Raw genomic sequence first — 24,953 nt, 5'->3', positions numbered from 1 at the left:
GTAGCTATTAAATAAGAAACGTTCTATAGATAATAGACGCGGAGGAGACGATTATGTTGATGTACACAAGACCAGCTCAACCAAAAGATTTTCCAGCAATTTGGGCTGCGTTTCAAGATGGCGTTGCATACTTGGGCGAACAAGGCGCATCGCAATGGCAGGGCGAAGGCGCACCAGATAGAGCATTATTTGAAGCAGATATCGCAAATGGTTGGGGAATCGTTTTGATTTATGATGGCCAAGTTGCGGGTTATGGTTCGCTAGTACCCGGTCCTGAAGCTGAATATGAAATTTTGCAGGGTGAATGGGTTGGTGAAGAACCAGAGTATGTGGCCATTCATCGAGTAACCATTAATTCATCGATTCGTGGTAAAGGTGTTGGGAAGACTTTGACACGAGATTTAGTTAATTTAGCACGTGCACGCGGTTATCATGATATCCGCATTGATACATTTCCTGAAAATGTGATTATGCAAAATGTCATTGCAAAGACAGATTTTGAATATCGTGGCATGGTACCCTTTGAATATGGTGATCGTTTAGGTTATCAATTATTAGTAGATTAATATATTTATGAGATTTTTTTCATAAAGCAATTGACTTTCCTCACAAATAGGCTTAATATCTACAAGTAAGCTAAAAGAAAAGGAAATGTAGACATGCAAAATCATTTGTCAGTAACGCAAGCGTTTTATTACTTTACGTATTTCGGCTAGTCATCCGAATTATGCGTAGAGTGATTTGCGCTGATCATTTGGATGACGGTAAAGTATCCAAATGTGTGAAGACGAGTGAATCACTTGTGATGCATTATCTGCATGGGCACGTATTGGATACTAATAGTAATCCAATGCGTGTTTTTTGTTATTTTAGTTATTTTTATTTAGTTACTGATAAATGAGTTTGGCCATTGTATCTACAAAAAGGAGTATATGTATGGGAATATGGCAGAGAATGTTTAAACGAGAATCATTAGACAGTTATATGTCGAGTGATGGTCATTTTGAAAAGTCATTAAATGCAAAAGATTTGATGGCATTAGGAATTGGTGCTGTGATTGGGTCAGGAATCTTTGTTTTGCCAGGAACTGTGGCAGCGACAACAACTGGGCCAGCTATTATTTTTAGTTTTATCTTAGCAGCGTTAGTTTCTAGTTTGGTTGCTATGGCCTACTCTGAAATGTCAACAGCAATGCCTGTTGCAGGATCAGCCTACTCGTATGGTAATGTTATTTTCGGTGAAGTGATTGGTTGGGTATTAGGCTGGGCATTGATCTTAGAGTATATGTTAAGTGTGTCGGCTGTTTCAACTGGGTGGTCAGCTTATTTTGCGAATTTAGTATCACCACTGTTTAAGATACCAACGGCTTTATCAGGGGCATACAATCCTGCCCAAGGCACTTATGTTAATATCGTTGCTGTGATCATTGTCTTGTTAATTGGTTTGTTATTACGTGGTGGTTTACGTCAGTCAAAGCGTGTTGAAAATGCGATGGTATTGTTGAAGATCGTTATTATTTTGGCTTTTATTATTATTGGTGTTTTCTTCATTAAAAGTAGTAATTATCATCCTTTAATTCCTAAACGTGTCAACGGAGCCTTTGGCTGGCGTGGGGTGATTACAGGAACGTCGATGGTCTTCTTTGCTTTCCTAGGGTTTGATGCCTTGTCATCATCTGCTGCTGAAGTGAAGAATCCAAAGCGCAACATGCCAATTGGTATTATTGGTACATTGATTGTCGCTGCCGTATTATATGGTGCGATGGGATTGGTACTAACAGGAATGGTGCATTATACAAAGTTGAACGTTGCTGATCCAGCTGCCTTTGCCCTACAACAAGTTGGTCAAAACTGGGCATCACTTATTATTACAATTGGTGCTTTGATTGGTATGGCTACAATGATGTATACCATGACCTATGCTGCTTCTCGTTTAATTTATGCGGTTGGTCGTGATGGCTTGTTGCCAGGTGGTGTTGGTAAACTGAATAAACAAGGCAATCCTAACCGTGCACTAACAGTAGCAACAATTGTTATTGCTATCTTTAGTGGGCTAGTGCCATTGGATAAGTTGGTTGACTTGGTTAATGTTGGAACGTTACTAGCTTTCGTGGTTGTTTCATTAGGAATCATACCATTGCGTCATCGCAAGGATGTTAATCATGATGGGTACAAGATGCCAGGATATCCAGTAATGCCGATTATTTCAGCATTGTTATCTGGTTTTTTGATTACACAACTACACGCAGAAACATTGATAGCAGCAGCCGTTTGGTTTGTTATTGGATTAATTTTGTATATGACATATGGTATTCGTCATTCAAGAATGAATAATTAAATGATTGTATCATCAAGATATCACGTTTTTTATTAACTGAAGAGAGCCGGTAGTCTATCCATTTTAACGATAGATTATCGGCTTTTAATGTGTTCTAAAAGATTACAACATAATGGTAATAACAGTTGTGCTCTTCAAAACATCCTTAGCATATGTTTCTTTAAGGTGATTCCAAATGAGATGTCTATTTTTGCACAGACCATAGCTGATACCAGGGAACATGGTGATCACCAATGATAACGGCCTCATCTGTATAGCCCATCACATGACCGGTAATCATTTGAGGAATAACGCCATTCACTGACTGCGTATTTAGTTGAATGGCGACGGATTCATGTTGGGCGTAGGCTTCAAATAAAATCTTTGACATTAATATTGGCGACATTTCTGATGAGCGCGAACGTTCATTAGCTGTCTTTAAGGCCTGCGCGGTTTTTTGAACTTGTTCAGTATGATCCGATAAATAATAACCTTGCCATTTCATCATGCCACGATCATAATAATCATATTTAAAAAAATTTGCGGCCTGTTTTAGTATGTCGACATTGCACGACTGTGGTTCATTAACCATAAGCATTACCCCCATTATGACCACCAACTAAACCAACACGGTCAAGCATGGTACCACCAGCAAGACTGGAACTTTTGAAAATCGCATCAACGCCAAATTTCTGCCTGATCATATCAATTGTTTGATCTAAGCGATGCTGTTGTTCCAGATCATTTGGCGAAGTAAAAAGATCCAATTGTTCCTGACCAGCAGGGCTTAATTGACCAGCACTGATATTAATATGACGAATCACTTCGCCGTGATAGTGTGAAAGGAATAATTGCTGAAGCGTTTGGGTAATTGGTAGATTGAGATTAGTAGGTGTGATCGTAGTTTGGACATTGAAACCATGGTTTACAGTTGGATTATGATAGCCAACGCCCAAACCAAGTGATAGTTGTTTTGTTACCAAATTTTTGGCGCGTAAACGACTAGCGATTTGTTCACCAATTTCACGAATGATAACCATCATCTCAGCAGGATTATCGTAGTCGTGGGGTAAAACCTGACTATTGCTTAATGAATGATTTTGGGGATGATACTTTTCACGTACGATGCTACGATCAATTCCCCAAGCAAGTGCATATAATTCACCGCCAATAATGCCAAATTTTTCAATCAAATGATATGGATTATGAAATGCTAAGTCTTGCATTGAAAAAATGCCAAGACGATTAAGTTTTTTTGCGGTACGCGTTCCGATGTGCCAAACTGCTGTTAATTGATTAATTGGCCATAAATATTGAGGAATTGTTTCATAATGCCATTCACCAATTAAGCTAGCGTCATGTTTTGCGGTAATATCCAGAGCCATTTTTGCCATTGCCGGATTATCACCAATACCAACAGTTGTATAAATACCGGTTTGCTGTTTAATTTTCATTTGAATCATACGAGCAATTTGTTTCAGCGTTAAATGATGACCATGACCGAATTTTGAAATAATGTACTGGTAGCTATCTGTGATATCTAAAATTGATTCATCGATCGAGTAGATATGGAGATCTTCTTCTGCAACAAATTGCCGATAGATGTCATTGATTTCTTGATTTTTTTTAATATAGTAATTCATACGTGGTTCAGCGATAATGAGGTTAGGATCATCTGGTACATCACGTTGCCGAGTGACATTACTGATGCCAAGGTTCTTTTTCGCTAAAGGAGATGCGGCTAGAACTAAACCACCATTAGTATTTTCTTGACGACTCATGACAACAAGCATTGTTTTTAAAGGGTGACGATGACGGGCAACACATTCAACACTGGCATAAAAACTTTTAGAATCAATGACAAAAATCGCACGTCGTGGTTCTTGTTGATAGACATCAAACATAAAATAGCCTCCAAATTAACTTTAACTTAATATTAGGATAAACCTAATATTTATTTTGTGCAACTATCTTTTGTCGTTGGTGGTTTGCTTGTCGTTGGTGATTGCCTTATGATAAGATTGATTGTTAATGGAATTTAAAAGGAATAGGAGCGATAGGGTTGGAAAAAGAAAAAACAAATAGGGGCATGGTAACGCTGGCCTTATTTATCGCGACTTTTTTGAGTGCGGTAGAAGGAACAATTGTTTCGACAGCGATGCCAACGATTGTTGGTGACTTGGAAGGTATTTCCATTATGAATTGGGTGTTCTCAATTTTTTTACTAACAAGTACGTTAACAACACCAATTTATGGTAAGTTAGTTGATAATATTGGTCGTAAACCAGTGTTTATTGCTGGGCTGATTATCTTTTTAACGGGTTCTGTATTAAGTGGTCTTTCAGATAATATGCCAGAATTAATTATTTGGCGTGCCGTACAGGGTGTTGGTGCTGGGGCGATTTTACCAATTTCTAATACGATTATTGCGGATATTTATCCACCAGAAAAACGTGCGCAAATCATGGGAATTAATAATTCTGCATGGGGTATTGCTTCAGTTGTTGCACCATTACTGGGTGGCTTGATTGTTGATAATTTTACCTGGCGATGGGTATTTTTCATTAATTTACCTTTCGGCTTACTATCGATGGGATTGATTTTATTATTTCTCAAGGAAGACAAATATGAAACAAGGGGTCATTTAGACTTTTGGGGCATTATTTGGTTGTCTATTACCATTTCAGGTATTTTGTATGGTGTTGAATTATTGAATAAAACACAAATTAATTGGTGGATAGTGGGCATCATTTTTATTGTAGTCGTGATTGGTTTACTATTATTTATTCAACAAGAAAAACGTGCAGCAGATCCAATTATTTTGCTTGATTTATTTAAAAATCGCACATTTGTTATTCAAAATTTTGCTGTTGGTATGATGTCAGTCTTCTTAATTGCCTATGATGTCTATGTACCATCTTGGACACAAGGTATTTTAGGTTTACCAGCAACATTAGCCGGATTTGCAACTACACCAAGTTCAATTTTTTGGATCGTTGGCTCATTTATTGCCGGAAAGCTGTTATCAAGATTAACACCACAAAAGATTTTAATGATCAGTATGGGCTTGTTGGTCGTCAGTGGTGCAGTATTATCATGCTTACCAGCGATGATACCATTTTTTGTTTTCTTGATCGTCGGTGTCTTCTTGGGTACTGGTTTTGGGATAACAGTAACTGGCTCAACTATCATTTCGCAAAGCGTTGTGTCAACTAAGCACATTGGTATGGCAACATCATTTAATACATTGGTTCGTAGTTTATCGCAAAGTATTTCAATTTCAATATTTGGTATTGTGATGAATCAATCATTGCAAAATGGTATGGCACAACATACTGATAAGCATTTAACAGTCGCAATGTTTAATAAAATGATTAATCCACATACGGTAAATGAATTACCAAACAAAATTGTTCCGGTGATGCATCAAATTTATCATACAGGATTACGAAATATTTTTGTTATTGCTGTTGCTTGTATGTTGGTGGCATTTATTTATAATTTGAAACATCAAGATCAAGGTGTTGTTCAATAACTAATCAAAAAAAGAGTCGTTATTTTCCAAAACTGGAGAATAACGACTCTTTTGTGATAATCACGGATTATATTTCAAGATTTACTTAAAAATTGCTTGGGCAATATTTTCTGCATCATTCAAATTCTTATCAGTGATATTTGGTCGTGGTGAGAAAGTGGTAAACCATGACCAACCTTCTGTTGGAACACCCCAAATAAACAGACCAGGAACTTCTTGATCGTCTTGATTGATGACAGTGAGGTTTTGTTTGTTCATGCGGGCACCACCTACTGAGTAGGTAGTACCATCTGCTCGTGTATAGATTGCTTCACTGAGGACACCTTTTTCACGTAAATGACGCAATAATGGATTAATGGTATGAGATAGTGCAGGACCAGATAAGTGGGCTTCTACTAAGTTATCAACGGTCCACTGACTGTTACGGCTGTCACTAGCAACAAAATGATTATCTTGAACAGTTACTTTTAGATGAGGTGCAGCAACAGTTAAGAGACCCGTTTCAATAAGGGCACGCATTTGTTCAATGCGTAAAATCGGTGGGCCAACTGAAATCAGAGAATTCAATGGATTAAAGTGTTTTAAGAATTTTTCGTACTCATCAGCATTTAAATAACCAGCATCTAAGTAGTGACGAATCACAGAACGAATATCGCGAAGCATATCAAATGCACCTGCATAAGGGGCATCATTATTTCCCTTGTAGGCATCATTAATGTCCCAAGTTAAATAATTCATCATAAAATCACTATATTCAACTTCGTCAGGAACATCAGCCACCGGATTGAGAATACGTTGCCAATCCATAATGTATTCCTCTGCAACGCCAAATTGACGTGCCGTTGCGTTTAAATCATTACTCTCTGCCAATGCAGTCATAAAGTGATCCGCATTGAATGGCCAAGTAATACCAAAATCATTAATTGTATTATGATAATGTTTATATTCTAATTCTTTTTGCAACAACTTAAAAAAACTATCGTAAGATAATTGACCACCATTGTCGGCCGCAAGCTTGTCAAGATTTTCACTAGTAAAGAAAAGTGGTTGGTAACCAGCATTAACTTTTTGATTAATGCCACGTGCATGTAATGGCAAGCCGCGACGTGAACCAGCGATGATGTGAGGTTCTTGACCAGATGGTAGATAATATAAGATACCATTATTATCACGAGCGAAACGACCACCACGCCCAATGGTCAACTTAGCCAAATAATCAAAGAAACTGAGACCTAGACCACGTAAAACAACTTTTTGGCGAGCTGGAATGTCATCTAGTTTTGCTTCTGCTGGATGAGTTGCTGGCACATATGACATATTATTATATTGTGTTGCTGCATCAGCAAATGTTTGTTGCTCTTCTGACAAAGCATTATCGACCATACCAGTTGCCATGACGATTTTGTCTGCAGTAAATGATGTGCCATCGTCCAAAGACACGTCGAATTGATGGTCATGTTTGACCGCATCAATCACTTGTTTACGTTCATATGACAACATGACATTGCTTGGTACTTGTGTCCCTAAACGTTCATAGAACCATTGACTATAGACACCAAATAGGGCACGTGATGTAAATCGATTTGGATTAATGCGCGCGATTTCGTCAAGAAAATACTCTTCGTTTACAAAATGACGACGTGTCACATATTCTTTACCATACGTTATTGCCCATTCATAAAAATTTGGTCCATAAGTAGCAGTAGCAGTATGATTTGGCACAGATGGATCGGGGAACAACGTTAACTGGCGAGTGACCGTATTCATTAAGAAAATAGGATCTTGATCTGGATTCCAGACACGACCACCAATAGGAAAACTATCATAGAGCGTAATGTCGACAGGTTTGGTTGTCTCTTTTGCGTATGCCATGAGTCGTTCTAGTAACGTTAAATTACGCGGTCCGGCACCAACTAATACGATTTTCATTAGGTGTGACTCTCTTTCTTAAAATTTGTTAGTTCTTCTGGTGAATAGATACCAATGTCTTTCACATAGATATTACCAGCACGTTTCAGACCTTCATTTTGTAGTAATCCTTTTTTAGGATATGCAAACGTGACGGTTGCTGTTGCACGAATGGCTGAACCTAGGATAGTACCTGTTGTAGCATGTAAACCAGAAGGAATATCAACAGACACGACTGGAATATTAGCGGAATTAACACGCTTGATGATATCACCTAACTTGACAGGTACTGGTTTAGACAGACCAGCACCAAACAAGGCATCAACGATAACCGTATAGTGGCGAAAATCATGCACACGATTTTGTGGTGTTACCCCATATTTGCGGGCGATGTCGAGTTGTTTGGCAGTATTAGGTGTCGCACGATGCTCATCCCCTAGTAATAGCAAATCAACATTGACCCCTTTTTGAGCCAACATACGGGTGATTGCGATACCATCCCCACCATTATTACCTAAACCAGCAATGACTAACACGTTAGATAAATCAAAAGTACCCGCACCAAGGACTTCCATTACTGATATGGCTGCTCGTTCCATCAAAACTAATGGATGGACACCAATTTCATCAGTGGTATAGTGACTAAACCGTTGCATTTCTTGTGCAGTGACTGACTCAATCATGAAAAGCAACCTCCTTTAAATATTTTATGTTAATAATTAATTATGATGTTCAGTGTTTATTATATCGCAACTGACTGTTAAAATGTTTCTAGTACAATGTTTTTTTATATTAAGTAAGCAAAATGTAAAGGGGGTAAAGAGATGGATATACAAAAAATTCCAGAGGATATGCAAGATGTGCGTGATCGAGTCGCTTTAATGGCTGGCCGTGGCTTTACGGTATCAGAAGAAGATGTTATCAAAGAAGCATTGAAATTAGGCTTTCAGTCGATAGTCGACGAAAAAATGGATGGTAACTATTATACTATTCGTTGGGACGAAGCGTTCCATGACTTACAAGTTTATGGCATCGATAATGAATTAGTCGGTTCAGCGACGCCAAAACCAGATGGACCCGATTTTATCAAGCAATTTGAGCTTAATGCAACCAATACATGGTTTACTTTAGATAAAGATGCTTTAGACATTATTGGTCGTTAAGTTTAAAAATTTGTTAATAAAGCTGAATTTAAGTGCAATAGTGTTATATAGTTAGAGTTAGTTTATTTATTTCGTTATTGAAAGACGAAGCAATCTTATTAAGGAGCAATTATTGAATATGGAAAGTAATATGCGTAAATATCTAGCAGAGTTCTTTGGAACGTTAATGTTAGTTGCTGTTGGTACTGGAGCGGTTGTTCTAGTTGGTGTACAAACTGGCCCATTACCAGTTGCGTTGGCTTTTGGTATTGCATTAGCCGGTGGTGCTTATGCCTTTGGACCAATTTCAGGGGGTCACTTTAACCCAGCTGTTTCATTGGGAGCTGCCATGAATGGTCGTATCACATGGAAAGAATTTGTTGGCTATGTTATCGCACAATTAATTGGTGGTTTAGCTGGTTCAGCTGTTGTTTGGGCAATCATGAAAGGTGTTGGCGCAACATCAACGATGATTAAGCAAGTTGGTTTTGGTCAAACTGATTACACAACGCCAGTTTCATTTATGGGAGCAACGGTTATTGAGATGATCCTAACATTCTTCTTTGTGCTTGTTATTTTGATGGTAACTTCAAAGAAAGCTGCTAGTTCATCTGTTGCTGCACCAATGATCATTGGTTTGACATTGGCAGCTTTGATTACAGTTGGTATCTCTGTAACAGGTGCTTCATTGAACCCAGCACGTTCATTTGGACCTGCTGTCTTCTTTGCAATGTTTGGCTCAGCAACGGCATTAACACATGTTGCGGCATACTTCATCGGACCTTTGGTAGGTGGTGCATTGGCAGCCTTAGTTGCTAAGTATGGCCTTGGTTCAGAAGAATAAATTTTATTAAAATTAAAATAAATAGGGAGTTAACCCTATTATTTACAGTAAAGGCCGTGAATCTAACCATTTTTAATCTGGTAGATGCACGGCCTTTAACTGTATTTTAAAAGAAAAATCGAAACGGTATGGTGATTGTCATTTTTTAATCATGTGCGATTCTGGCTTCGGCTGCCGCCGCAATAGCTGCCACGATATCATCGATGAAAGTGTTAACGCGGCCACCGTTGTGTTGCTCATCGTTTAATTTACCAACGATGCCGGGCTTTGTGCGATCTAGATAGCCAAAATTAGTCCATGAAATTGTGCCGTAGACACCTAAGATTGACATGACTAATTGTTCATCAATACCATAAGTTGCATGGTCCCGACTAATGCGATCTTGTAATGGATCGGGTAACTGGTGGGCTTCGGCCAAATCATCAATGGCTAATCCAGTCATAATTGCGTCTTGTACTTCAGTTTTGTGTAAAACGTGTTGGACAGAATCGATGGCAGTGGCGAGTGATAAATCTGGTATATGATCATGTTGACCAGCGACAACTAGTTCAGCAATATCAGATAATTGCACACCACGATCTTGCAACATTTTAATGACATCTTTGTAATAATCCCGTTCAGTAAATAACATTTTCGTATACTCCCTCTTCTGTACAATGGGATTATTGTATCAAAAGATCGCGGATTTTAAAATTAATCAAAAGTTAGTACTGTTTTTCCTTGGAAGGAATGTTGACGTGCTTGTTCGTGAACTTGGCGAAGATTAGATAAGGTGAATGGTAATACTTGACCGATTCGTAATTTAATTTTGTTGTTAGCCATATCACTAAATAATGCTTCAAGGTTCGGACGCTTACCATCAGAATAAGTACTGGCAGCATCGATTGGGAAAGCATCAATGGCAGTCTCATCCAATCCAACAATACTGCGTAGTTTGCCACCATTTTTTAGAATTTTAGCTGATTGTATAGAGACTGGTCCGCCAATCGTGTCTAACACAGCATCAAAATCAGTTAATTGTGTTTCATAATTCGTATGATAATCGACAGGAGTGACATCGCCAAAAGACTGTAAATAATTAAAGTCGGCAGGTTTTGCAGTGGCATAAACTTGTGCACCAATATTTAGTGCAGCCTGGATGGCAATTGAACCAACAGCACCAGCACCGCCTTGAATGAGTACTTTTTGACCAGATTGTACATTTAAATCACGATGGATCATCTGATAACCAGTTGCCGCACCAATGACAGCTGCAACGGCATGGATGTCATCGATCACAGCAGGAACTTTCGCGGCTGATGATTGACCAACAGGAACAAATTCAGCATAAGTTTTTTGATGACGGGTGGCTGCAATACGATCACCTACTTGAAAGTCAGTCACTTCCGAACCAATCGCAATGACTTCGCCAACAACGCTTGAACCAGGAATGAGAGGTAGTTCCTCTGTCGTTCCCATTTGACCAGCAATAAATTTGACATCGTAAGGATCAATTGCCACAGCGTGATTTTTAACCAATAGTTGTTTCTTTAGTAATTTTGGCATCTCTGTTGTAATTGTTGTTAATTCATCAACAGCACCATAATGATTTAGTTGAATGGCTTTCATAAAAATACCTCCTTAAGGGTCTATAGCTATATTTTAACGTAATTTTGGGATAAAGTTTTAACGCAAAGTATTGTTATATCTGATTATCAAAAATACGGCGTAAAAATAGTCTTTTAATAAATAAAATGAAAAATAAATTAAAAAATGGTTGCCAAACAATAAGACATATGATAATTTAAGTATATTGAATTAATACCAAACAACGGAGGACATTATTATGACTAATTTAAATCAGTTACAAATTAATATGATGATAACGTCCTCTGACTCAACTGTGTACCTAAACAGTTGAGTGTTTTGAGGTGATTAAAAAATTATCGCAAACCCAAGTTGAATGGCTTTTTTTATTGAAGGAGAATAGAAATGACAACAGGAAAAGATGATTTAAGGCGTTCGATGGGTGTTATGACAGGGATATCAGTCGTAATTGGTACAGTCATTGGGTCGGGGATATTTTTTAAGCAAGGGCAGGTTTTGGAAACTGCTGGTGGTACGACGGCTGGACTAGCAGCCTGGGCTGTTGGAGGAATTATTACGTTAGCAGGAGGCCTAACGTTGTCAGAAGTTAGCTCAAGATTGCCTGAAACTGGTGGCATCTATATTTACATGAAGAAATTATATGGTGAATTTATTGGCTTTTTGACTGGTTGGACACAAGTCGCTATCTACGCACCCGCTATTATTGCCTCAGTGGCAGCTTATTTTGCGCAATTATTTGCAGATTTTTTTAATATTTCAACACAATGGGTGCCGTTGATTGGTATTGTGACTTTATTTTTAATTACGATTATGAACTCATTTGATAATCGTATTGCGGGTGCTTTTCAGGTCACAACGACAACGATTAAACTTGTCCCCATTGCTGCCCTGATTATTTTTGGTATATTTTTTGGCAAAGCTGATGCGCTTGGACAAACAGTCCATCATATGGCAACAACCACGTCAGGTAATTTTGGTCTTGCCATTTTAGCAACTTTGTTCGCTTACGATGGTTGGGCAACGTTAGCTAATTTGGGTGGTGAAATTAAAAATCCTCGACGTAATCTACCTCGGGCGATTATTGGTGGCTTGTTGATTGTTATTTTAGCTTATGTGGGTGTTACCTACGGGATTTACCAAGCTGTCCCAGCTAATCAAATTGTTAGTTTAGATAATGAAGTGCCTTATACAGTTGCTAGACAAGCTTTTGGGGTTATCGGTGGTAAATTACTGGCTATTGGTATTTTAGTTTCAATGGCAGGTACACTAAATGGTAAGATGTTAGCCTTTCCACGAATGGTTTATGCAATGGCAGAAGAAGGTGTTTTCCCACATTATTTAAAGAAGGTCAATCAAGCAAAAGCACCCATCGCAGCACTATGGACAACTGCTGGTTTAGCAGCCGTTTTGATTGTTATTTCAGGTGCTGATTGGCTCTCAGATATGGCCGTTTTCGTTATTTGGCTATTCTATGCAGCAACATTTTTTGGTGTCTTCATTTTACGCTTACGTGATAAAAAAGCAGGTGTGAAACCCAACGACTTATTATTCAAGGTACCATTGTATCCGGTAGTACCAATCATTGCGATTGGTGGAGCACTCTTTGTTTTGATCAATACATTAATTGCTAGTTTCTCGATGGTATTGATATCGTTTATTTTTGTTGCGCTTGGCATACCAGTTTATTACTATTATCAACGAAGTAATAAATAAAGAGATACGACGCTTACTAACTATGATTGACTAAAATTAGAAACTAGTTGTTTCCTGAAAAAATATGCGATAATAAATATAAAAGTATAAATGAGTAGGGAGAATGTCAGTATGGGAAAATATCATGTGACAAATTATGAACAAATGTCGTTTGATGATTTTAATCAGCCATCAGGATTGCCTATTGATCGTCAAAATCGATGGGTCGTGCGTGCTGATAAAATTCCGTGGCATGATTTAGAAAAACAATATGCATTAGTATTTACAAGTAATCGTGGTCCGAAGCCATTGCCCTTTCGTTTGGTTTTTGGGGCACTCATGATTCAACAATTACTAGAATTAACTGATGAGGAAACGCTCGAACAAATTAAAGAGAATCCTTATTTACAATATTTTGTGGGATTGTCTGGTTATGTTTATCAACGGCCATTTAGTTCTTCCACGTTAAGTCGTGCACGACAACGTATCGGGGATGCTGAAGTATTAGCGATGGTCAATCAAATTGAAGATATGATGATTGCAGCAGGCGTCACGTCTAAAATTGGAAAACGACACTAAGTTAGAAAAATAGTTATATTAAAATAAATGAAAAAAGTCGTCAATTTACCTATTTTGGATAGATTGACGACTTTTAAACGTGTTCCAAAAGACTGAAGCCTTACTGTAACAACAATTAGGTGCTTCCGGTTCTTCGTTACACAACGAACCAAAATCACCCAATTATCGTTACAATCAGCTTCAAAACGTCTTTTGTCGCACTCTCATTAAACGTGTTCCAAAAGACTGAAGCCTTACTGTAACAACAATTGGGTGCTTCCAGTTCTTCGTTATACTGCGAACCAAAATCACCCACTTAGTTCGCAGCATGCTTTTTTCGTTGTATGAAGAAAATGATTGATAAGAGAATTAAGAATCCAGCGCCAATGCTGACAGAAATTCGCGTATCTGGATTAATAAACATGAAGATAACAATGACAATCAATGAAATTAGTGCAAAATAGTTTGCGATTGGATAAAGTGGCATTTTAAATGGATGCTCAGCCATCAAGTCTTTATTTGAAGCACGGAACCTTAATTCAGAAAATAGAATAACAAACCAAGGAACCATACCAGGCAAGACACTTGAGCTGTAAACCAAAACGAATAAGTTAGACGTTGATTTGCTATAAGCAGAAAGGACCGTATTTAAAATCAAGCCAAGTAGGATACCACCTGAAATTGCTAGAATTGAAACATAAGGCACTTGATGAGATGATAAATATGACAATGGCTTAGCCGTTTCACCATCTCTTGATAGCTTAAATAACATACGACTTGAACTATAAATACCAGAGTTTGCACCTGACATGGCAGCTGTTAGAACAACGAAATTAATAATACCAGCAGCGCCTGAAATACCAACTTTAGAAAATGTTTCAACGAATGGTGAACCAACAGCAGCTAGTTGATTCCATGGGTAGATTGTAACAATAACAAAAATAGCACCAATATAGAAAATTAAGATTCGCCAAACGATTGAACGAATTGATGAGACGATGGCATGCTTGGGATGTTCAGCTTCACCAGCTGTGATACCTAATACTTCAATCCCTTGATATGAACCAACGACAATTGACATGGCAAAGATGAATCCTTTAAAACCACCAGTGAAGAAACCGCCGTGTTGCCATAGATTCGCAAAACCAATGGCGTGCCAATGATTACCTAAGCCTAAGAAAATGACCATTAATCCTAAGACGATCATGATGATAATCGTGACGACTTTGATCATTGCAAAATAAAATTCCATCGTACCATAAGCCTTAGCTGATGTTAGATTAGCGAGTGTTAATGTTGCAATGACAACAACGCCTGATACCCAACCAGGTAAGTGAGGCCACCAATAATTTAAATAAGTGCTAACGGCGATAACCTCGCTAATTCCTACGACAATATATTGGAAAACATTACTCCATTTTGTGAGATAGCCGGCTAGGGGATGAATATAATTAGAGGCATAATCAGCGAATGAACCAGTTGTTGGATTAATAAAAATCATTTCCCCTAGTGCACGCATCACTAAGTATAAAATAATCCCCACAAAAGCATAGGCAAGTAATACAGAAGGACCTGTCCATTGAATGGTAGATGTTGATCCCATGAAGAGACCGACACCGATTGTGCCACCCAATGCAATCATCTGCATTTGCCCACCTGTTAGTGAACGTTTTAGTTCACGTTCAGTTTCAACCTGTTTATTTTTCATCTGCTCGACTCCTTTTTTACTAAAAAGTACACAAAAAACCGTCCAATCAACCTGCACCGCGAAAGGGGTGTCGAGCTGATTGGACGGTTTGTTAATAATCAATAGCTATTAACAACACATTAAATAACCCAACCAGCCAGAATGGTGGTTGAGGTGGTGGTCGTTAGGTGATCCGTCAAGATTAAGTTTTTCACTTGTTGGTGTAACATAACAATTTCCTCTATGTGTTAATTAATAATTAGAAGAATATCATTATTAATCATGAATGACAAGTAGTAATTTAAAAAATGTTAATTTATATGACGTATTTCTTAATTAATTAGTAATAATAAGTCAGCGTGATGGCACATAACATGAGAAACTTTTACCAGTCTTAATGATTTGATTCGTTAAGATAATAAAAATAAGTAATTGAGGAACGCTGTATGTCAAAATTGCGTTTATGGCAAAAAATGATTCGTCGTGAAGATCCGAGCAACTATGCTGATAAAGATAGTCAGTTACAGCCGGTATTAGGGAAACGAGAAATGATCGCCATGGGATTAGGAACAGTGGTTGGTGCTGCGGTATTTACAATGCCTGGTATTGTGGCTGCAGAATATGCTGGACCGGCAGTGACCATTTCGTTTATTGTGGCTGCATTAATTGCTGGCTTATCAGCGTTAGCCTATGCAGAACTGGCTTCCGCTTTGCCATTTGCCGGGTCCATTTATTCATGGGCAAATGTTATTTTTGGTGAATTTATTGGTTGGCTGGCAGGTTGGGCTATTTTGGCAGAATATTTAATTGCATTAGCACTTGTTTCGTCTGCTTGGTCATCTTACTTTCAAGGGTTTTTATCAAGTTTTGGAGTGGCATTACCCAAATTTTTTCAAGCCTCTTTTAACTGGCAACAAGGTACTGGCTTTGACTTACTAGGAGCATTAGCGATTCTGGCAGTTGGTTATTTTGCATCATGTGGTATGCGCCAAATTGCACGCGTTGAAAATTGGTTGGTCATTGGTAAAATCATTGTAATTATCGTTTTTATTGTGGTGGGTGCGACAGCAGTCCAAGTCAATCATTGGGTACCATTTATTCCACAACACCAAGTAGGGACACATTTTGGTGGACTAACAGGAATTATGGCTGGTGCAACCCAAATTTTCTTTGCTTATATTGGTTTCGATACGATTGCTGCAAGTTCAGCAGAAGTTAAGAATCCACAGAAAACCATGCCGCAAGCCATTGTGGGCACGTTAATTATTGCGACACTCTTATTTGTTGCTGTGTCATTAGTATTGACGGGTATGTATCCTTATGAAAAATTTGCAAATAATGCTGAACCAGCTGCATGGGCTTTACGTGAGTCTGGTCATTTATTGACGGCTAATTTATTATCGGTTGTGGCATTAGTCGGCATGTTTTCAGGATTAGTGGCCCTACTCATTGGTGGGTCACGTTTGGTTTATTCATTTGGACGAGATGGCTTAATGCCACGTCAATTTGCTAGACTAAATTACAAAGGCATACCTAAAACAGCAATCTATGTCATCACAATTGTTGCTATTGTATTAGGGGGGATTTTTCCAGTCGGCATGTTGGCAAATTTAGTATCTGCAGGCACTCTGATTGCATTCATCGTTGCCGGATTAGCTGTTTTAAAACTGCGTAAACGAACAGATATTGCCCATAATGGTTATAAAATGCCATTTTACCCAGTGTTGCCAATGATTGCAGCACTTTCAGCATTTTGTTTACTTTGTTCACTGAACATGGCAGCAATTCTATTGACAGTCACATGGATTGTTGTTGGCATGATCATATATTTTGCGTACGGGAATCAACATAGTTAGTAAGTATTAGACGTGTTAATAATGAAAGAGATAGAGTCATTAGGGGTGTACCTTTTGTGGCTTTATTTTTTGCACCAAAAGATTTTCGTTAAGCATTGTGCGATAATGAATAAATAATAAACGTTCAAATTGATGGGAGAAAAGTCGATGAAAAAATTGTTGGTTTTAACAACAGGTGGGACGATTGCATCAACGAAAACGGCACGTGGCTTAGCGCCAGGCATGACGGCTGATGAATTGATGACTTATGTTGTGCCACGTGATGATGTTCGCATGTCCGTTGAAAATATTATGGGAAAAGATTCGACAAATATGCAGCCAGAGGATTGGTTAATTATTGCTGGACGTATTTTAGAACACCAAGATGAGTTTGATGGTTTTATTGTGACACACGGTACGGACACAATGGGCTATACAGCTGCCGCATTATCATATTTGCTGTATGGGCTTAAAAAGCCAGTTGTTTTAACTGGTTCACAGATACCACTCGGAGAAACACAGTCAGATGCCATTCGTAATTTAGATGATGCAGTGACGTTTGCCAGTCAAACACATTTGGTGGGTGTGTACTTGGTATTTAATGGTTTAGTGATGATGGGAACACGAGCAGTAAAGACAAAGACTAAGAGCTACGATGCTTTTGAAAGTATTAATTATCCCTATTTAGCCAGTGTTAATGCAGGTCAAATGGTATCGTTATATGAACCAGAACCTGAAGAACCACAACTTAAAGCACATACATCATTAGATCCAAATATTTTTGTCTTAAAAGCATTTCCAGGATTGTCTGTCGATATATTTGATTATCTGGTTACACCTACGCATGGCGTAATTATTGAAAGTTTTGGAAATGGTGGGTTACCATTCCAACGTCGTAATTTAATTCCAGGCATTGAAAAATTAATTGCAGCGAATATTCCAGTAATCATCACAACGCAAATTTTAGAAGAAGGACAAGATATCAATCTTTATGAGGTTGGTAAACGTGTCGCTGATGCGGGTGGTGTGACAGTTGGTGATATGAATACGGAAGCTGTTGTGGCAAAATTAATGTGGGTATTAGATCAAACACGCGATCCGCAACAAATTACAAAAATGATTCAGACACAAGCAGCGCATGATATTGGTTTTGTTTGAAGATAATGAATAAGGAGGCAGATATGGCAAAGTTATCATATGATATTTTAGAAAAATTTGGCACATTATCAACGAGTAAAAGTGGTTGGGAATTACAGTTAAACTTTGTACAATGGGGTGATAATCAGCCTAAGTTTGATTTACGTTCATGGTCACCCGATAATAGTAAGATGGGTAAGGGATTGACCTTATCACATGATGAAATTGTTGCATTATATGATGTGTTGACAAAAGTATTGGCCGCAGAACATGCACCTGTAACAGATGTCACGGGTAATGATGACGGCACACCTGCAGCATCAACAGATGAACGACCAAAATGGGGTCGTCTAGACGAGATGTAAAAGAATATGGTATTGAGACTAGCAATTTGTTATGAAAATAAGTAGATTGCTGGTTTTTATTTCGCATAATATCGCAACTGCCGTTAATGATTAATGTTTTGTCGCTATCATTATCGTGACAATTGATGTTGACGTATGTTGTTGCGTCTCTGCAATGATTGTGTCCACTGTCCATGTTTGAATACGCTGGCCTAATTTGATTGGCGTTGCAACTGCAAGTAATGTCCCATCGGTTGCAGCGTTTAAATGATGCGTGTGAATATCCACACCAACAGGAATTTTATCTGGTTTTGTTAAACTTGCATTGGCGCCTAAACTAGCAGCAGTTTCAGCAAGAAAAGCATTGATACCACCATGGACCATACCATAGGGTTGCTTAATATGATCTGTAATTGGTAATTGAATGATGACTTTCTGAGCAGTAACAAGTTTATTTTCAACATTTAAAAATTTTAATGCGTCCATAATCATACCTCATTTTAAATTAGTCGTTGATTAACCATCATTTTAATATTAATTTGGAAAAAATAATAGAAAAGATTATAATGCACTAGTAGTGTTTATCAGACAGATATAAAAAATAGGAAGTGGCAAACAAATATGACAGTAGAATGGTCAACAGTGAAAGAATACTCGGAGATTTTCTTTGAACGTGCTGATGCGATTGCTAAGATTACAATGAATAATCCACGTCATCACAATGCATTCACGCCAGATATGGTGCAAGAAATGATTGATGCCTTTTCAATTGCGCGTGATGACGCTTCGATTGGTGTGATTATTTTGACTGGTGAGGGTGACAAGGCCTTTTCATCAGGTGGTGATCAATCAGTACGTGGTAATGGTGGTTATGTCGGACATGACCATATTGCCCGATTAAATGTATTAGATTTACAACATTTGATGCGAATTATTCCAAAGCCAATTATTGCAATGGTCAAGGGTTGGTCAGTTGGTGGTGGGAACATCTTACAATTGGTTTGTGATTTAACGATTGCTGCTGATAATGCCATGTTTGGTCAAACTGGACCTAAAGTTGGTTCATTTGATGCTGGATACGGGTCAGGATATCTTGCTCGTGTCATTGGTCATAAGCGTGCCAAAGAAGTGTGGTTCTTAAATAAATTTTACACAGCACAAGAAGCTTATGAAATGAACTGGATTAATCGCGTTGTGCCATTAGCAGAAGTCGAAGATGCAACCCTTGAATGGGCAAATATTATTTTACAAAAATCACCGACGGCTTTGCGTTTCATTAAGGCTGCGATGAATGCAGATACAGATGGTTTAGCTGGTTTGCAACAATTTGCAGGCGATGCAACCATGTTGTATTACACAACTGATGAAGGAAAAGAAGGCAAGAATGCCTTTCTTGAGAAGCGTCAACCAGACTTTACAAAGTATCCAAAATTCCCATAGAAATTTCGTTAAACTCGGTAAGCAACAAGCGATTGTCTGTTATCGAGCTTTTTATTCGACATCAGGTTTAAAAAGAAAAGATAAGAGAGTGATTATTTTGGAAAATTGGTTAACAAAACGAGCAAATTTGTCGCCAAATCGGTTGGCAATACAATATCAACAGGACACATTAACGTTTAGCCAGTTAGCGACAGAGGTACAACGGCTAGCGTCACAATTAGTGACAATTGTTAGAACTGATGATCGTGTTGCTATTATTACACCAAATCAATTGACTGGTTATTTAATGATTTTAGCTGTGCAACAATTAGGGAAAACAGTGGTTTTAATTAATCGACGTTTATCAGCACGAGAAATTGATTTTCAATTGCAGGATGCTGGTGTTCGTGTGGTCGTTCAAGATGATGATTTTCATTTAACGCTATCTGCCAGTAAGCAAGTGTCGTTTACAGAAGTACTAGCTACACCAATAACTAATATCGTGTCACCAGTTGCTGATTTTGATCTTAATGCAGTAACATCCATTATGTATACATCTGGTACGACCGGTCATCCGAAAGGTGTGATGCAAACGTTTGGAAATCATTTTTATTCGGCAATTGGTTCAGCATTAAATTTAGGTGTGATGCCAGGTGATATCTGGTTAGCAGTTGTGCCAATTTTTCATATTAGTGGTCTGTCTATTATGATGCGTTCACTAATTTATGGTATGGGCGTGCGGTTAGTTGAAAAATTTGATGTGCAAGCTATTAATCAATTGCTATTAAATGGTGAAGTAACGACTATCTCAGTTGTGCCAGTGATGTTGACACAATTATTAGCTGCTTTACCAGCTGATAAACGTTATCATCAACATTTTCGAACAATGTTATTAGGTGGTGGACCAACAGATTTAGCAACGCTCCAACGAGCAACTTCAGCAGGTATTGAGGTTGTGCAATCGTATGGTATGACAGAAACGGCGTCGCAAATTATTGCTTTCGATGCAGCCAGTGCGCAAACAAAAATTGGTTCAGCTGGCAAACCGCTATTTCCTGTTTCAATTCGGATTGCCCATCAAGATGCGCAACAACATGGTCGTATTCAAATTAAATCACCAACATTGGCAGTTGGCTATTTAAACCAGCCAGAAAAATATGCACAATCATTTGAAGCAGGTTGGTTTGATACAGGTGATATGGGTTGGCTTGATGATGAGGGCTTTTTGTATATTGATGGTCGAGAAGGCGACATGATTTCATCTGGTGGTGAAAATGTTTTTCCTGACGAAATTGAATCTGTTTATGCAAATTTGTCTGAAATTAAACAAATTAGTGTGGTTGGTATGCCAGATGAAAAATGGGGTGCTGTACCCATTGCATTCATTGCGTTCACTCAGGGTGAATCATTATCCCGCCAAACTTTACGAGAATTCGGTCGACAAATGCTAGCACATTACAAAGTACCAGCTCATTTTTATTTGTTAGAAAATTTGCCACGTACGGCTAGTGGTAAGATACAGCGTCATAAGTTACGTAATTTGGTAACGAGTGCAACAGAAATTCAATAAGCATAATCCTTGAATTTTCAATTTGAGCGACTATAATGGTTGGTAATCTAGGAAAGGGGGTGATACGTTTTGGCAGATATACACAATCAACGAAACGTATCGCCCTTGTAAAAGGAAACAAGGGCGATACGTTCTGTATAATTTAGTAGGTAACTACTAAATAGATTATGCGGATTGTAATCAACAGCATAATCGGGAGCATCAAGTGACGAACTTGATGCTTTTTTTATTATCTTATATTCATGTTATAATCGTGAGGAGTTTAGAAATTACGTTAAAGAATGAGGTGTTAGAAATGGAGATCATTGATGTTACGCCAAAAACGCAAACAGACTGGGAACGCATTTATTTTGAAGCTTTTCCAGAATATGAGCGACGTCCCATACCAGAGTTAGTCGCTATGTCTGAACAACAAAGTGGCACCCGTATGCAAGTCATTATTGATAATGATCAGGTTGTTGGTGTGTTGTACCTATGCGAAATCGGTACTCATAAGGCTTTTATTTTGTATTTTGCGATTGATGCAACGATTCAAAGCAAAGGATATGGTAGTCGGGCTTTAGCGATATTACAAAAGCGCTATTCTGATGGCATCATTTTAGAAGCCGAAGAGACTGGGACACAAGCGGAAAATGAAACGCAACGTGTTAAGCGTTACGCATTCTATACCCGCAATGGTTTTCATGATAAGCAGTTACTTTCGGAAAATTCAGGTGGCACTTTTCACTTGTTAGCAACGACGTCAGATATTACGGCAACTGAATATTTACAGGCAATGCAAGTATTATCAATGGATGCGGTGGTTCGTCGCACAAACAATCAATAAGGATGATTAATAACAAATTGATTGTTTAAACAGTTAGAATTTGTAGAAAAAACGACAATCTACCAACATAAGGATGGGTAGGTTGTCGTTTTTAAAGTTCGGACGATAAGCAACGTTAGCGAATGACAGTTAGAACCTGTCGGAGGAGCGATGATAAAATATCTTATTTTTGATTTGGATGACACATTGTTAGATTTTCAAAAGAGTGAAGTTGTCAGCGTGCAACAACTATTAAAGCGTTACGGGGTAACAGATTTAACGCAAGGTGTAACAATATATCAAACGATTAATCAACATGTTTGGCAGCAGATTGAGGCGGGTGCACAACGGCAACCATTATTTGATCATCGTTTTACAGAAACGTTTGCAACATTTGGCATTGATGTTGATGGTGTTCAAGCAGAACGCCAATATCGTGAATTATTAAATCATCAATTTTATACGTTACCAGGTGCTGAACACTTATTAAGTGATTTGTATAAAAATAATTTTACGTTGCTTGTAGGTACCAACGGTGTTAAACAGACGCAACTTAATCGTTTGGTGGGATCGGGTCTCGCCAAATATTTTACTGATTGTTTTATTTCGGAAGATATTGGCTATGCGAAACCCAGCGTAGCATTTTTTACACCGATTTTTGCGAAGTTTGACGAGTTGACCAGTGATAATGCAATGATGATTGGGGATAGCTTACAATCAGATATTTTATGTGCCACACGGGTAGGCCTTAAAAGTATTTGGTACAATCCACAGGCACTGCCGAATACACTGAATGTACAACCGACTTATACAGTTAATAATTACCAACAAATTAGGCAAATTCTGTTATAGGCAAATAATGTTTGGTTTTTTCTAAAGATTATCCTATTAGTGGGATTATTTGCTAAAATAAGTCTTAATAAATGTATTGTTGTGTTTAGTCGATGTGTTAATCATCTGATAAATTATGGGATTGAGAAAGGTAGGTTTATTATGGCGCAGAATGGGCTGAAACCAAGCATTAGTACCTTTGGTATTATTTCTTTAGGTGCTGGTGGAGTCATTGGTAGTAGTTGGATTTATACAAACAGTCAATTTTTTCACCAGTATGGTGCTGGTGGTGAAATCTTTGGTTTGTTAGCCGCATCAGTATTAGCGATTTTAGTATCATTATCATTTGCTGAATTATCAACAATTTATCCCAAAGCTGGTGGTGAAGTTGTTTATGGTTATAAAGCATTTGGTAAGAAGGGTGGTTTGTTTGCAGGTTGGGCACTGCTTGGTTCATATTTGAGTGCATTAGCATTTTATGTTACAGCATCAAGTATGTTGCTATCGCAAATTATCCCACAGATTGCCACGGGGCCAACCTATTCGTTTGCTGGCGTGAAGGTACATTACACCGAGCTAATTTTAGGGGTACTCATCACTTTGTTTATTTTTGCAATTAATTATCGAGGTGCAAATCTAACAAGTAATGTCCAAATTGTTTTGTTCATCCTGTTAGTATTAATTGGGATTGTTTTAGTTGTTGTTGGTTTTAGTCACGGTAAACCAAGTAATTTCTGGCCAGCCTTTTACGATGGTCAAGCCAAGACACCGGAAATTTTTCGCTTTATCTTACCTGCAATGACATTCCTAACAGGTTGGGAATCAATTGGGGTGATGGCTGAAGAAGTTAAAACACCGGCGCGTAAAATTGGTAAGATCGTTGTGATAGCGATTGTCATTGCAGCGGCTTATTACTTGCTTGTGTTGTTAGCTTCAGCTTGGGTACATCCATGGCAAAGTACAGCAAAGATGGAAATGGGAACGATTGATGCCTTTAAGGCAGAAGGCTTCCCACTATTAGGAACAGCGGCCTTTATTATTTCGTTCTTAGGATTAGGAACGAGTTTCTTAGCTTTGTTCTCAGCAGCACCACGTTTGATTTATTCATTAGCCGAACAAAATATTTTGCCTCGTTACTTTGCGAAAGTTCATCCAAAGTATGGCACACCAAGTCGTGCAATTATTGTGACTTTGATTTTAGTCTTAGCATTAGGTTGGCTGGGTAAAGGTGCGTTAACTTATTTCTTAGATATTGGTGGCTTTTTAACGGCCTTAGCTTGGGGAATCAATGCCTTTAATTTGTGGGCGATTCGTAAAAAGTATCCTGAATTAAAGGGTGGTTTTCGTAATAAACATTTGTGGTTACCAATACTCGGTGGTGTCATAGCCATTTTGATTGCGATTTCGACTATCATTCCCGGCACGGGTGTGTCATTAGTTTGGCCATATGAGTATGTCATTCTAGGAATTTGGATCGTTATTGGATTGGTCAGTTATTTTTCAAGTAGAAAGTAATTGGTTGTCACGATAACAGATCATGTGAATGATGATTATGTGGTATTTTAGATGGTTAGGTGATTTTGGTTCATAGGATAGCGAAGAACCGGAAGTGCCTAATGGTTGTTATAGTAAGGCTTCAGTCTTTTGAAACATGTTTAAATAGAGTGCGACAAAAGACGTTTTGAAGCCGATTGTAACGATAATTAGGTGATTTTGGTTCATAGGATGACGAAGAACCGGAAA

The 24,953-nt window shown here is 38.2% G+C and carries 23 protein-coding genes; 15 read left to right on the top strand and 8 right to left on the bottom strand.

Annotation, left to right across the window (positions count from 1 at the left end; genetic code table 11):
• The first annotated feature begins 53 nt into the window (after positions 1-53).
• Together AC3B5D_RS08075 and AC3B5D_RS08070 are read left to right on the top strand one after the other, a co-directional pair.
• Positions 54-566: a GNAT family N-acetyltransferase gene (locus AC3B5D_RS08075; protein WP_489840533.1), complete on the top strand. Its 513-nt coding sequence runs from the start codon at positions 54-56 to the stop codon at positions 564-566.
• Between the two features lie 370 nt (positions 567-936).
• Positions 937-2,337, top strand: coding sequence for an APC family permease (locus AC3B5D_RS08070; RefSeq protein ID WP_489840534.1), 1,401 nt, complete (start codon positions 937-939; stop codon positions 2,335-2,337).
• Positions 2,338-2,521: 184 nt separating this feature from the next.
• Here the strand turns inward: AC3B5D_RS08070 and AC3B5D_RS08065 are convergent, their stop codons facing one another.
• Complete coding sequence (locus tag AC3B5D_RS08065) at positions 2,522-2,908, bottom strand: hypothetical protein (RefSeq protein ID WP_489840535.1); 387 nt, start codon at positions 2,906-2,908, stop codon at positions 2,522-2,524.
• Positions 2,901-4,220 carry a Y-family DNA polymerase gene (locus AC3B5D_RS08060; protein ID WP_489840536.1) on the bottom strand — a complete coding sequence of 440 codons (1,320 nt, stop codon included), beginning with the start codon at positions 4,218-4,220 and terminating at the stop codon, positions 2,901-2,903. Before AC3B5D_RS08060 ends, AC3B5D_RS08065 begins: the two co-directional genes overlap by 8 nt.
• Before the next feature lie 158 nt (positions 4,221-4,378).
• Between AC3B5D_RS08060 and AC3B5D_RS08055 the strand changes: the two genes are divergently transcribed.
• The gene (locus AC3B5D_RS08055) at positions 4,379-5,851 is read left to right on the top strand and encodes an MDR family MFS transporter (RefSeq protein WP_489840537.1); all 1,473 of its coding nucleotides are present in this window, start codon (positions 4,379-4,381) and stop codon (positions 5,849-5,851) included.
• Positions 5,852-5,932: 81 nt separating this feature from the next.
• Here the strand turns inward: AC3B5D_RS08055 and AC3B5D_RS08050 are convergent, their stop codons facing one another.
• The gene (locus AC3B5D_RS08050; RefSeq protein ID WP_489840538.1) at positions 5,933-7,780 is read right to left on the bottom strand and encodes an FAD/NAD(P)-binding protein; all 1,848 of its coding nucleotides are present in this window, start codon (positions 7,778-7,780) and stop codon (positions 5,933-5,935) included.
• Entirely contained in the window at positions 7,780-8,442 is a 663-nt protein-coding gene (locus AC3B5D_RS08045) for an NAD(P)H-hydrate epimerase (RefSeq protein WP_489840539.1), read from the bottom strand. The genes AC3B5D_RS08050 and AC3B5D_RS08045 overlap by 1 nt, the downstream gene beginning before the upstream one ends.
• A 141-nt stretch (positions 8,443-8,583) precedes the next feature.
• Between AC3B5D_RS08045 and AC3B5D_RS08040 the strand changes: the two genes are divergently transcribed.
• Positions 8,584-8,922: a hypothetical protein gene (locus AC3B5D_RS08040; RefSeq protein WP_489840540.1), complete on the top strand. Its 339-nt coding sequence runs from the start codon at positions 8,584-8,586 to the stop codon at positions 8,920-8,922.
• Between the two features lie 118 nt (positions 8,923-9,040).
• Positions 9,041-9,745 (top strand): MIP/aquaporin family protein, encoded by a 705-nt coding sequence (locus tag AC3B5D_RS08035; RefSeq protein WP_489840541.1) that lies wholly within the window; start codon positions 9,041-9,043, stop codon positions 9,743-9,745.
• 145 nt (positions 9,746-9,890) lie between these two features.
• Here the strand turns inward: AC3B5D_RS08035 and AC3B5D_RS08030 are convergent, their stop codons facing one another.
• Positions 9,891-10,376 (bottom strand): phosphatidylglycerophosphatase A family protein, encoded by a 486-nt coding sequence (locus AC3B5D_RS08030; RefSeq protein ID WP_489840542.1) that lies wholly within the window; start codon positions 10,374-10,376, stop codon positions 9,891-9,893.
• Between the two features lie 62 nt (positions 10,377-10,438).
• The gene (locus AC3B5D_RS08025; RefSeq protein ID WP_489840543.1) at positions 10,439-11,353 is read right to left on the bottom strand and encodes an NADP-dependent oxidoreductase; all 915 of its coding nucleotides are present in this window, start codon (positions 11,351-11,353) and stop codon (positions 10,439-10,441) included.
• A gap of 363 nt (positions 11,354-11,716) precedes the next feature.
• Between AC3B5D_RS08025 and AC3B5D_RS08020 the strand changes: the two genes are divergently transcribed.
• Together AC3B5D_RS08020 and AC3B5D_RS08015 are read left to right on the top strand one after the other, a co-directional pair.
• The gene (locus tag AC3B5D_RS08020; protein WP_489840544.1) at positions 11,717-13,045 is read left to right on the top strand and encodes an APC family permease; all 1,329 of its coding nucleotides are present in this window, start codon (positions 11,717-11,719) and stop codon (positions 13,043-13,045) included.
• A gap of 111 nt (positions 13,046-13,156) precedes the next feature.
• A complete protein-coding gene (locus AC3B5D_RS08015; RefSeq protein WP_489840545.1) occupies positions 13,157-13,603 on the top strand; it encodes a transposase in 447 nt (148 codons plus the stop codon).
• A gap of 295 nt (positions 13,604-13,898) precedes the next feature.
• Here AC3B5D_RS08015 and AC3B5D_RS08010 read toward each other — a convergent pair whose 3' ends face one another.
• Positions 13,899-15,290, bottom strand: a complete 1,392-nt coding sequence (locus tag AC3B5D_RS08010) for an amino acid permease (RefSeq protein WP_489840546.1) — start codon at positions 15,288-15,290, stop codon at positions 13,899-13,901.
• Between the two features lie 425 nt (positions 15,291-15,715).
• On the opposite strand from AC3B5D_RS08010, the gene AC3B5D_RS08005 reads away from it, so the two are divergent.
• From AC3B5D_RS08005 to AC3B5D_RS07995, 3 genes are all read left to right on the top strand, one after another.
• Complete coding sequence (locus tag AC3B5D_RS08005) at positions 15,716-17,125, top strand: APC family permease (protein WP_489840547.1); 1,410 nt, start codon at positions 15,716-15,718, stop codon at positions 17,123-17,125.
• Positions 17,126-17,272: 147 nt separating this feature from the next.
• Positions 17,273-18,262 (top strand): asparaginase, encoded by a 990-nt coding sequence (locus tag AC3B5D_RS08000; RefSeq protein ID WP_489840548.1) that lies wholly within the window; start codon positions 17,273-17,275, stop codon positions 18,260-18,262.
• A gap of 23 nt (positions 18,263-18,285) precedes the next feature.
• Complete coding sequence (locus AC3B5D_RS07995) at positions 18,286-18,606, top strand: YdbC family protein (RefSeq protein ID WP_489840549.1); 321 nt, start codon at positions 18,286-18,288, stop codon at positions 18,604-18,606.
• 90 nt (positions 18,607-18,696) lie between these two features.
• Here AC3B5D_RS07995 and AC3B5D_RS07990 read toward each other — a convergent pair whose 3' ends face one another.
• Positions 18,697-19,071 (bottom strand): PaaI family thioesterase, encoded by a 375-nt coding sequence (locus AC3B5D_RS07990; protein WP_489840550.1) that lies wholly within the window; start codon positions 19,069-19,071, stop codon positions 18,697-18,699.
• A 135-nt stretch (positions 19,072-19,206) separates the two neighbouring features.
• Here AC3B5D_RS07990 and menB point away from each other — a divergent pair, with 135 nt between their 5' ends.
• The 5 genes from menB to AC3B5D_RS07965 all read left to right on the top strand — a co-directional run bounded on the left by menB (position 19,207) and on the right by AC3B5D_RS07965 (position 24,725).
• Entirely contained in the window at positions 19,207-20,025 is an 819-nt protein-coding gene (menB, locus tag AC3B5D_RS07985; protein ID WP_489840551.1) for a 1,4-dihydroxy-2-naphthoyl-CoA synthase, read from the top strand.
• A gap of 97 nt (positions 20,026-20,122) precedes the next feature.
• Positions 20,123-21,574, top strand: coding sequence for an o-succinylbenzoate--CoA ligase (locus tag AC3B5D_RS07980; protein WP_489840552.1), 1,452 nt, complete (start codon positions 20,123-20,125; stop codon positions 21,572-21,574).
• A 295-nt stretch (positions 21,575-21,869) separates the two neighbouring features.
• Positions 21,870-22,400: a GNAT family N-acetyltransferase gene (locus tag AC3B5D_RS07975; RefSeq protein WP_489840553.1), complete on the top strand. Its 531-nt coding sequence runs from the start codon at positions 21,870-21,872 to the stop codon at positions 22,398-22,400.
• A 150-nt stretch (positions 22,401-22,550) separates the two neighbouring features.
• A complete protein-coding gene (locus AC3B5D_RS07970; RefSeq protein ID WP_489840554.1) occupies positions 22,551-23,231 on the top strand; it encodes a YjjG family noncanonical pyrimidine nucleotidase in 681 nt (226 codons plus the stop codon).
• A 141-nt stretch (positions 23,232-23,372) separates the two neighbouring features.
• Positions 23,373-24,725: an APC family permease gene (locus AC3B5D_RS07965; RefSeq protein ID WP_489840555.1), complete on the top strand. Its 1,353-nt coding sequence runs from the start codon at positions 23,373-23,375 to the stop codon at positions 24,723-24,725.
• The last annotated feature ends 228 nt before the right edge of the window (positions 24,726-24,953 follow it).

The sequence above is a fragment of the Weissella sp. ESL1177 genome (assembly GCF_058107185.1).
This window is presented reverse-complemented; position numbering and strand designations above follow the sequence as displayed.

Excerpts from the sequence above, each read along its gene's own strand:
- AC3B5D_RS08040 (WP_489840540.1), top strand. The coding sequence starts at position 8,584 with ATGGATATACAAAAAATTCCAGAGGATATGCAAGATGTGCGTGATCGA.
- AC3B5D_RS08070 (WP_489840534.1), top strand. The coding sequence starts at position 937 with ATGGGAATATGGCAGAGAATGTTTAAACGAGAATCATTAGACAGTTAT.
- AC3B5D_RS08000 (WP_489840548.1), top strand. The coding sequence starts at position 17,273 with ATGAAAAAATTGTTGGTTTTAACAACAGGTGGGACGATTGCATCAACG.
- AC3B5D_RS08050 (WP_489840538.1), bottom strand. The coding sequence starts at position 7,780 with ATGAAAATCGTATTAGTTGGTGCCGGACCGCGTAATTTAACGTTACTA.
- AC3B5D_RS08060 (WP_489840536.1), bottom strand. The coding sequence starts at position 4,220 with ATGTTTGATGTCTATCAACAAGAACCACGACGTGCGATTTTTGTCATT.
- AC3B5D_RS08005 (WP_489840547.1), top strand. The coding sequence starts at position 15,716 with ATGTCAAAATTGCGTTTATGGCAAAAAATGATTCGTCGTGAAGATCCG.
- AC3B5D_RS08015 (WP_489840545.1), top strand. The coding sequence starts at position 13,157 with ATGGGAAAATATCATGTGACAAATTATGAACAAATGTCGTTTGATGAT.
- AC3B5D_RS08035 (WP_489840541.1), top strand. The coding sequence starts at position 9,041 with ATGGAAAGTAATATGCGTAAATATCTAGCAGAGTTCTTTGGAACGTTA.
- AC3B5D_RS07975 (WP_489840553.1), top strand. The coding sequence starts at position 21,870 with ATGGAGATCATTGATGTTACGCCAAAAACGCAAACAGACTGGGAACGC.
- AC3B5D_RS08075 (WP_489840533.1), top strand. The coding sequence starts at position 54 with ATGTTGATGTACACAAGACCAGCTCAACCAAAAGATTTTCCAGCAATT.
- AC3B5D_RS07990 (WP_489840550.1), bottom strand. The coding sequence starts at position 19,071 with ATGGACGCATTAAAATTTTTAAATGTTGAAAATAAACTTGTTACTGCT.
- AC3B5D_RS08065 (WP_489840535.1), bottom strand. The coding sequence starts at position 2,908 with ATGGTTAATGAACCACAGTCGTGCAATGTCGACATACTAAAACAGGCC.
- AC3B5D_RS08020 (WP_489840544.1), top strand. The coding sequence starts at position 11,717 with ATGACAACAGGAAAAGATGATTTAAGGCGTTCGATGGGTGTTATGACA.
- menB (WP_489840551.1), top strand. The coding sequence starts at position 19,207 with ATGACAGTAGAATGGTCAACAGTGAAAGAATACTCGGAGATTTTCTTT.
- AC3B5D_RS08010 (WP_489840546.1), bottom strand. The coding sequence starts at position 15,290 with ATGAAAAATAAACAGGTTGAAACTGAACGTGAACTAAAACGTTCACTA.
- AC3B5D_RS07965 (WP_489840555.1), top strand. The coding sequence starts at position 23,373 with ATGGCGCAGAATGGGCTGAAACCAAGCATTAGTACCTTTGGTATTATT.
- AC3B5D_RS07970 (WP_489840554.1), top strand. The coding sequence starts at position 22,551 with ATGATAAAATATCTTATTTTTGATTTGGATGACACATTGTTAGATTTT.
- AC3B5D_RS08045 (WP_489840539.1), bottom strand. The coding sequence starts at position 8,442 with ATGATTGAGTCAGTCACTGCACAAGAAATGCAACGGTTTAGTCACTAT.
- AC3B5D_RS07995 (WP_489840549.1), top strand. The coding sequence starts at position 18,286 with ATGGCAAAGTTATCATATGATATTTTAGAAAAATTTGGCACATTATCA.
- AC3B5D_RS08030 (WP_489840542.1), bottom strand. The coding sequence starts at position 10,376 with ATGTTATTTACTGAACGGGATTATTACAAAGATGTCATTAAAATGTTG.
- AC3B5D_RS08025 (WP_489840543.1), bottom strand. The coding sequence starts at position 11,353 with ATGAAAGCCATTCAACTAAATCATTATGGTGCTGTTGATGAATTAACA.